The organism is Streptomyces sp. SID486 (genome assembly GCF_009865385.1).
In the GTDB taxonomy this organism is placed as follows: Bacteria; Actinomycetota; Actinomycetes; order Streptomycetales; family Streptomycetaceae; genus Streptomyces.
In genome coordinates this window covers 1-6623 of the sequence record NZ_WWJT01000797.1, presented here as the reverse complement: position 1 = coordinate 6623, position 6623 = coordinate 1, and the positions used below count along the sequence as shown (strand labels likewise).

3 protein-coding genes, 1 tRNA gene and 2 rRNA genes are annotated in these 6623 nt (G+C 69.9%); 5 read left to right on the top strand and 1 reads right to left on the bottom strand.

Annotation, left to right across the window (positions count from 1 at the left end):
- The 4 genes from GT045_RS37955 to GT045_RS37940 all read left to right on the top strand — a co-directional run.
- Positions 1-255, top strand: a 23S ribosomal RNA gene (locus GT045_RS37955); the annotation flags it as partial.
- Between the two features lie 86 nt (positions 256-341).
- A 5S ribosomal RNA gene (gene rrf / locus GT045_RS37950) occupies positions 342-458 on the top strand.
- A 114-nt stretch (positions 459-572) separates the two neighbouring features.
- Entirely contained in the window at positions 573-1235 is a 663-nt protein-coding gene (locus GT045_RS37945) for a DegT/DnrJ/EryC1/StrS family aminotransferase (RefSeq protein ID WP_161336989.1), read from the top strand.
- Positions 1236-1319: 84 nt separating this feature from the next.
- A tRNA-Thr gene (locus GT045_RS37940) sits at positions 1320-1395 on the top strand.
- 46 nt (positions 1396-1441) lie between these two features.
- On the opposite strand, the gene GT045_RS37935 is transcribed toward GT045_RS37940, so the two are convergent.
- Positions 1442-4201: a SpoIIE family protein phosphatase gene (locus GT045_RS37935; RefSeq protein ID WP_161336988.1), complete on the bottom strand. Its 2760-nt coding sequence runs from the start codon at positions 4199-4201 to the stop codon at positions 1442-1444.
- A 409-nt stretch (positions 4202-4610) separates the two neighbouring features.
- Between GT045_RS37935 and GT045_RS37925 the strand changes: the two genes are divergently transcribed.
- The coding region (locus GT045_RS37925; RefSeq protein WP_345942882.1) for a HAMP domain-containing protein at positions 4611-6623 on the top strand (2013 nt) is incomplete at its 3' end.

The window sequence follows — 6623 nt, the reverse complement described above, 5'->3', positions numbered from 1 at the left end:
CTGTCCCTAGTACGAGAGGACCGGGACGGACGAACCTCTGGTGTGCCAGTTGTTCTGCCAAGGGCATGGCTGGTTGGCTACGTTCGGGAGGGATAACCGCTGAAAGCATCTAAGCGGGAAGCCTGCTTCGAGATGAGTATTCCCACCTCCTTGAGAGGGTAAGGCTCCCAGTAGACGACTGGGTTGATAGGCCGGATCTGGAAGCCAGGTAACTGGTGGAGGTGACCGGTACTAATAGGCCGAGGGCTTGTCCTCAGTTGCTCGCGTCCACTGTGTTGGTTCTGAAACCACGAACAGCCCCACGTTGCCACAGCGTGGTGCGGCGTTCAGTTTCATAGTGTTTCGGTGGTCATAGCGTGAGGGAAACGCCCGGTTACATTCCGAACCCGGAAGCTAAGCCTCACAGCGCCGATGGTACTGCAGGGGGGACCCTGTGGGAGAGTAGGACGCCGCCGAACAAATTTTGATAAAGGTCGGACCCTGAACTTCGGTTCAGGGTCCGGCCTTTTTTTGTTGTGCGTAACGTGTCGTTCACGTTGCGAGCACAGCATCCAGGCATGGGAACTGCAGCAATGCTCAGGGCCGCCGGCGTCGGAGTGGGTGACGAGGTCGTCGTACCGGCCTTCGGGAACGTTGAAGTCGCAGAGGCCGTCGCCCTCGCAGGTGCGCTCCCGATCTTCGCCGACGTGGACCCGGTGACCTACTGCCTGGCCCCGGACACGGTCGAGTCGGCCGTAACCTCCCGTACCGCCGCGGTCGTTGTCGTGCACCGCTTCGGCCGGCGGGCCGACATCGCCCGGCTGCACGCGGTCGGACAGCGGCACGGACTGCTGGTGCTGGAACAGGGCGAGTCCGAGGCACCGTACGACGAGATAGCCCAGCGCAGGGAACGGGCCGCCTACCTCGACGCCAAGCTCAAGGGCGTACGGACACCGGACGGCGGCGACGGGCACACCTACCAGCAGTACGTCGTGCGCGTGCCGGGGAACGGACGGCCGGACCGGGACGCCTTCGCGCGGGCCCTGCGAAGCAGGGGAGTTGACTGCCGGGTACCGGTGAAGACGCCCGTGCACCGGCTTCCCGAGTTCCGTCGGTGCGTGTCGCTGCCGCAGACCGAGCTGGCCGCCGACGAGACCCTCGCGCTGCCCGTGAACGCGACGCTCACCAAGCGGGAGATGCAGCGCGTCGTGTCCGCCTGCAACGCCCTCGGCGGCCTGCTTCAGCCCGCCTTCTGACCGGACACCGTACGAATTTGGGAACCGAGGCCCGCTCGGGGTACAGTTTCTTCGTCGCCGCGAGGGAAACCTCGAAAACGACAGGCCCCTATAGCTCAGTCGGTAGAGCGTCTCCATGGTAAGGAGAAGGTCAACGGTTCGATTCCGTTTGGGGGCTCCATACGAAAAAGCCCCACCCATCACGGGTGGGGCTTTTTCGTGTTTCCTCACGCCTCCACGTGGATTCCCGGGACCCGCATCGCCAGAATCGCCATGTCGTCGGAAGGGGCGTCCGAGGCGAAGCGCTCCACCGCGCGCATGATGCGTGCCGCGACCGCGCCCGCCGTCAGCCCGGTGCACGTCGTGAGTACGTCGGCGAGGCCGTCGTCACCCAGCATGCGCGTGCCCTCGCGGCGTTCGGTCACACCGTCGGTGACGCAGAGCAGTACGTCGCCCGGATCGAGGGTGACCGTCTCCTCGTACAGCTCCAGGTCCTCGATGACACCCAGCAGCGGCTGCGGTTCGGCCGCCGGCGTCACCGTGCCGTCCTGGCGCAGGCGCAGCGGCAGCGGGTGGCCGGCGCAGACGACCTTCAGCTCCGCGCTGCCGTCCTCCTGCGGGCGCAGCTCGCCGTAGAGGAGCGTCAGGAAGCGGCTGCGGTCACCCTCGTCGAGGATCGCGGAGTTCAGGCGTTCCAGTACGGCCGGGCCGCTCAGGCCCTCGCGGGCCAGCAGGCGCAGGGCGTGCCGGGCGAGGCCGGTGACCGCCGCCGCGTTGGGGCCCGTGCCGCAGACGTCGCCGATGGCGAAGCCGTACGCGTCGTCGCCGATGGGGAAGACGTCGTAGAAGTCACCGCCGACCTCGTTGCCCTCGCCGGCCGCGCGGTAGATGACCTCCACCTCGACGCCGTCGATGTGCGGTGTGCCGGGCGGCAGCAGGCTGCGCTGGAGGGCCTGGCTGATGGCCGTGCGCTCCGAGTACAGGCGGGCGTTGTCCAGGGCGAGGGCCGCCCGGCGGCTCAGGTCCTCGGCGAGTTCCAGGATCTCCTGGCGGAAGTGCTCGTCGGTGGGCTTGCCGAGGGTCAGCATGCCGATGACGCGGTTGCGGGCGACGAGCGGCAGCACGACCGTCTCACCGCCGACCGCGCCGGCCGTCGCGAGCGTGGGGCCGATACCCGAGGCGATCTGGTGGGCGGGGCCGCCGGAGAGGCCGAGGCTGCGCATGGAGGTGCGCAGGGCCGCCTGGTGGGCGGTCTCGGCCGGGGCGGTCCAGACGCGGGCGCCGGGGGTCGGCACCGGGTCCGGCGGCGGCACCTTCGACAGCAGCGACTTGATGCCGTCGATGAGTTCCTCGTCCTCGTGCAGGACGTACGACAGGTACGGCTCGGACGCCTGGTCGGCGATGGTGTACACCGCGCACCAGGTCGCCAGGGTCGGGACCGTCATCTGGGCCATCAGGGCCAGGGTCTGGTCCCGGTCCAGGGTGCCGGCGAGCAGGTCCGACGCCTCGACGAGGAAGCTCAGGGAGCCGCGGCGCAGCCGTTCCAGCTCGCCGAGGCGGGCCGATTCGACGGCCAGGGCGATGCGGTCGGCGGCGAACTGCAGACGCAGCGCCTCCTCGTTGGTGTACCGGCCGGGCGCCTCGGCCGCGACGCCCAGGGAGCCGGTGAGGCGGCCCTCGACCTTCAGCGGGACGGTCACCACCGAGCGCATGCCGGTGCCGGCGAGCAGCGGTACGGCCCCCGGGACGGCGGCGAGGTCGTCGTGGACGGCGGGCATGCGGGCGGAGCCGTAGCGGCCGGGGCCGGCCTCCACGGGCACGCGCGCGAAGCGCTGGCGGGCGGAGGGCAGACCGGTGGAGGCGCGGACCTCCAGCTCCGTCTCGTCGTCGGTGGCGAGCAGCAGGAAGGCGGAGTCGCCGTCGAGCATGTCGCGGGCCCGCTCCACGGTGCGCTGGAGCAGGCCGTCGAGGTCGTCCGGGGCGGGGGAGCCGATGAACACCTCGAAGGGGTCGGTGCTCTGTCCGTCGGAGGACTGGCCCGGGTCGGTGGCCGGGACCCGGGGCGGGGACTGCAGTACGGCACGCTCGTGGTCGCGGACCAGGAGGCACACGGTGGAGGGCTCGCCGCCGGTGTCGCGGACGCGGAGGTGGGAGGCGTACACCTGGGACACGCGGCCGTCGGTGCCGCGGATGCCGTAGGTGCCCTCCCAGCGGGAGAGCTGGAACGCCTCGGCGATGCCGGTGCCGGTGCCCGGGGTGTGCGGCCAGGCCGCCAGCTCGGTGAGGGGCTTGCCGATGACGTCGGCCGCCGGGTAGCCGAACAGTTCCTCGGCGTCCTCGTTCCAGGCGCTGATGTTGCCCTTGCGGTCGACCTGGAGGACGGCGACGCGGACCCGGCCGTCGGCCAGCGGGAGCAGGTCGGCGGGCAGGGCCGGGCCGGCGGCGCGGGTGCCGACCGGCCGTTCGGGCAGGTTGAGCTGGAACCAGACGTTCTTGTGGGTGGGGGTGTAGTCGACGCCCCAGCGGGTGGCCAGGGCCGCGCAGAGCTGGAGGCCGCGACCGCCCTCCCGGTCGGGGTTGCCCATGGCGGAGACGGAGTGCTGGAGGGGTACCTCGCGCTCCGGGTAGCGGTCGGAGACCTCGACGCGCACGCCGTCCTCGGTGCGCAGGCACAGCACCTCCGCGTGGGTGCCCGCGTGGACGACGGCGTTCGTCACCAGTTCGCTGGTGAGAACGACGGCGTCGTCGACGATGTCGGCGAATCCCCAGCCCTGGAGGGTGTCACGGACGAAGGACCGGGCGGTCGCGACCGATCGTCCGACGGGCTCGAAACTGGCAGCCGCGCGCGCGGTGATCACAGAACTCCTCGACCGGTTGTCGGCATGCAGGGCTGTCTCGCCGACCGGCTCGCGCCGCTGCTGCGGCATCAGCTCGCCCGTCGGCTGTGGGTCCGGGGGCTGTCCCCCGGGGATCAGTCCGGTGGTCATGGTGTCCGGCCGCCCCTCCGATGCCCGCTCCTGCTCGTGCCACCGCCCAGACCGGTCGGACCGGTGCGGCTGGACAGCCGCATGCAAGGTTACTTACCTTCGCGGTCCGAGCGGGTGCCGGTCGCAGGTGTTTACGCCCCTGGTGTGCGGACGGTGTGCGAAGCTGCCGAACTGTTATGGCCTGGTTCGGCCGGGGTGAAACACTGGGCAGGCTTCTGATGAAGGTCGGGTCGGGCTGCTTGTGTGCCGCGTGCGGCGGGCAGCAGCCCCTGGTGCGGCCGGATCGCGTCCGGCAGGAACACGCAGAAGCAACCGGCACGTGGAAGTGACCGGCATGCCGATGACCGGCACGCCGGGGCCTCAGCGGCCGAGCACAGCAGTAGCGGTCTACCCCTCCGGGAGGGACACAGTGGAGTCTGGCGCGGCGACGCGAGGCACGAAGACGCGCGCGAAAGGCGGACCTTCCCTGGGCAGGAGCGGCGGTACCACCGCCGTGGACACGGCTGCCCTGAACCGGCTGCTGGCGGCCCTCGTGGCCATGCGCGAGGGCAATTTCCGCAAGCGGCTCACGGTGTCCGGGGACGGCGTGATGTCGGAGATCGCGGCCGTCTTCAACGAGGTGGCCGACCGGAACCTGCACCTGACCGGTGAGCTGTCGCGCGTGCGGCGCATGGTGGGTCGTGAGGGAAAACTCACGGAACGGCTGGAGTCGGGCGCCTGTGAGGGCTCCTGGGCGACGGCGATCGACAACTCCAACGCGCTGGTGGACGATCTCGTCTGGCCCGTGTCGGAGGTCAGCCGGGTGCTCACGGCGGTCGCCGAGGGTGATCTGTCGCCGCGGATGGAGCTGCGGACGCAGGCGCCGGACGGCGGTACGGGGCATCCGCTGCGCGGTGAGTTCCTGAAGGTCGGCCGTACCGTCAACAACCTGGTGGACCAGCTGTCGACGTTCACGGACGAGGTCACGCGCGTGGCCAGCGAGGTCGGTACCGAGGGCAAGCTGGGCGGTCAGGCCAGGGTGCGCGGTATGTCGGGTTCGTGGAAGGACCTGACCGAGTCGGTCAACACGATGGCGTACCGGCTGACCGCGCAGGTGCGGGACATCGCCCTGGTGACCACGGCGGTCGCCAAGGGCGATCTGTCGCGCAAGGTGACCGTCCATGTCGCGGGCGAGATGCTGGAGCTGAAGAACACCGTCAACACGATGGTGGACCAGCTGTCGTCCTTCTCCTCCGAGGTGACCCGGGTGGCCCGGGAGGTGGGCACCGAGGGCATCCTCGGCGGCCAGGCGCAGGTGCCCGGGGTGGCCGGTGTGTGGAAGGAGCTGACCGACTCCGTCAACACGATGGCGGGCAACCTGACCGCCCAGGTGCGTGGGATCTCGCAGGTCACGACCGCTGTCGCCAATGGTGACCTGTCGCAGAAGGTCACCGTTCCGGCGCGTGGCGAGGTGGCGCAGCTCGCCGAGACGATCAACCAGATGACCGAGACGCTGCGGATCTTCGCGGACGAGGTCACGCGGGTGGCGAACGAGGTCGGCGGGGAGGGGCGGCTCGGCGGGCAGGCGAACGTGCCGGGCGCGGCGGGTACCTGGAAGGACCTGACGGACTCCGTCAACACGGTGTTCCGGAACCTGACCACGCAGGTGCGGGACATCGCCGCCGTGACGACCGCGGTGGCCAGCGGTGACCTGTCGCAGAAGGTCACCGTGGACGTGGCCGGCGAGATGCTGGAGCTGAAGAACACCGTCAACGGCATGGTGGACCAGCTGTCGTCGTTCGGTGCCGAGGTGACGCGGGTCGCGCGGGAGATCGGTGTCGAGGGTGAGCTGGGCGGCCAGGCGCAGGTGCCGGGTGCGGCGGGCACGTGGAAGGACCTGACGGACTCCGTCAACACGGCGTTCCGCAACCTCACGGGGCAGGTGCGCAACATCGCCCAGGTGACGACGGCGGTGGCGAACGGCGACCTGTCGCAGAAGGTCACCGTGGACGTGTCCGGTGAGATGCTCCAGCTCAAGAACACCGTGAACACGATGGTGGACCAGCTGTCGTCGTTCGCCGACCAGGTGACGCGGATGGCCCGGGACGTGGGGACGGAGGGCCGGCTGGGCGGTCAGGCCCGGGTGGACGGCGTCTCCGGTACGTGGAAGGAGCTGACGGACTCCGTCAACTTCATGGCCGGCAACCTGACCTCGCAGGTGCGGCAGATCGCGCAGGTGACGACGGCGGTGGCGCGGGGTGACCTGTCGCAGAAGATCGACGTTGACGCGCGCGGTGAGATCCTCGAGCTGAAGAACACGATCAACACGATGGTTGATCAGCTGTCCGCCTTCGCCGACCAGGTGACCCGGGTCGCGCGCGACGTGGGTACCGAGGGGCGCCTCGGCGGGCAGGCGCAGGTGCCCGGGGTGGCCGGTGTGTGG

What these genes read in the sequence shown, in the direction of transcription:
- GT045_RS37935 (WP_161336988.1), bottom strand. Translation starts at nt 4,201, where the DNA reads ATGACCACCGGACTGATCCCCGGGGGACAGCCCCCGGACCCACAGCCG.
- GT045_RS37945 (WP_161336989.1), top strand. Translation starts at nt 573, where the DNA reads ATGCTCAGGGCCGCCGGCGTCGGAGTGGGTGACGAGGTCGTCGTACCG.